The organism is Pseudomonas neuropathica (assembly GCF_015461835.1).
Taxonomy (GTDB): domain Bacteria; phylum Pseudomonadota; class Gammaproteobacteria; order Pseudomonadales; family Pseudomonadaceae; genus Aquipseudomonas; species Aquipseudomonas neuropathica.
On sequence record NZ_JACOPX010000045.1, the window covers coordinates 1 to 1277 of the forward strand.

The 1277-nt window shown below is 60.5% G+C and carries 4 protein-coding genes; all 4 read left to right on the plus strand.

Translation table 11 applies throughout. The annotated features are described in order from the left end of the window. Positions 1-448: hypothetical protein (locus H8F23_RS28675; protein ID WP_194936574.1), on the plus strand; the 448-nt coding region annotated here is incomplete at its 5' end. Continuing rightward, positions 445-612, plus strand: coding sequence for a hypothetical protein (locus H8F23_RS28680; RefSeq protein WP_194936575.1), 168 nt, complete (start codon positions 445-447; stop codon positions 610-612). The genes H8F23_RS28675 and H8F23_RS28680, both read left to right, overlap by 4 nt. A gap of 11 nt (positions 613-623) precedes the next feature. After that, entirely contained in the window at positions 624-968 is a 345-nt protein-coding gene (locus tag H8F23_RS28685) for a DUF1064 domain-containing protein (RefSeq protein ID WP_194936576.1), read from the plus strand. A 9-nt stretch (positions 969-977) separates the two neighbouring features. Then, positions 978-1226, plus strand: a complete 249-nt coding sequence (locus tag H8F23_RS28690; RefSeq protein WP_194936577.1) for a hypothetical protein — start codon at positions 978-980, stop codon at positions 1224-1226. Positions 1227-1277: the final 51 nt, after the last annotated feature.

Genomic DNA, 1277 nt, shown 5'->3' on the forward strand with positions numbered 1-1277 from the left:
TGGACTGCGCCGCCTTGTCGTTGAGTGCAAGTTTCCACCAGCGCCCTGCGACTTCTTGGAGCTGTGCCGCCGCGTTGATGACCTTCCACCGGTTGAGCATGCATGGCATGAGGCTCTGCAGGGCAAGTACACCCATGAAGCCGTGAAGGTCGCAGCTGAGGCCACTGGCACCTTCGATCTTCGCCAGGCCAAGGCCACCGACAAAGCGCTCTACCAGCGTTTCGAACGCAACTACGCCATCGTCCAGCGCCGCGCCCAGAACGCTCAGCCCCTGGATGGAAAGATCCCGACCGGCATTGGCCACGAATCCAAGACACCAAGACAAATCCAGCTCGCCGCATCGCACCAGGAAGCACGCGACCTGATGGCCGCACAGAACATACCAACAGACCCAAAGGCCGCACGCGCTCTGCTGCTGGCCAAGATGGGCATCCGGAGGCCCGCATGAACTACGAACCGCAACAGCGCCCAGCCCACGGCTTTCAGCCGTTCTCACGCGCCTCGATGTCGATCTTCTGCGACGTGTGCAGCAAGCCACGCAACAAGGGCGACCACGAGCAGTGCGCCAAGACCCGCCAGGCCGCTGGCTTTGTAATCGTGGGGGTGAAGTGATGGCAGCAGGGATGAAGCGTGGCTTACAGGCTCTCGGTCGGCTCAAGACCGGCGAGATGAACAAGACCGAGGCCGCTTACGGGGAGTATCTCAAGGACCGACAGTTCGTTGGCCATATCGCTTGGTTCAAGTTCGAGGGCATCAAGCTGCGCCTGGCTGACAACACGTTCTACACCCCGGACTTTGCGGTGATGCTCGCCAACGGCGAGATGCAGCTCCACGAAGTTAAGGGCTTCTGGACTGACGACGCCAAGGTCAAGACCAAGGTCGCCGCCAGTCTGTACCCATTCAAGATCATCGCCGTCACTGCCAAGACCAAGAAGTCTGGCGGTGGATGGGCGTTCCAAGAGTTCTGAGGAGGCTGCATGAACAAGCCAGTGTGGTTCTGCCGTAAAATTGGCGAGGACGGCGTAATCGTGATCTGCGCCGATCAGATCGTAGGCGAAGGCCTGATGGGCTACCGCCAAAGCATTCACCCGCTTCAACTCGACAACGTGCGCGACCCCCGTGGGTGCTTCATGTCTGTCATCGCTGAAATGAGCGAAATCATGGGGCGGGTGAGTGCGCAACCGCAGCCTGCTTCGCGTGCGTGCGCGTTTGGGGGTGGCCAGTGAGGGAAGAATTGTATGGGCGCGGCGCCATTGCACCCAGGCCCTTGAGCTTAG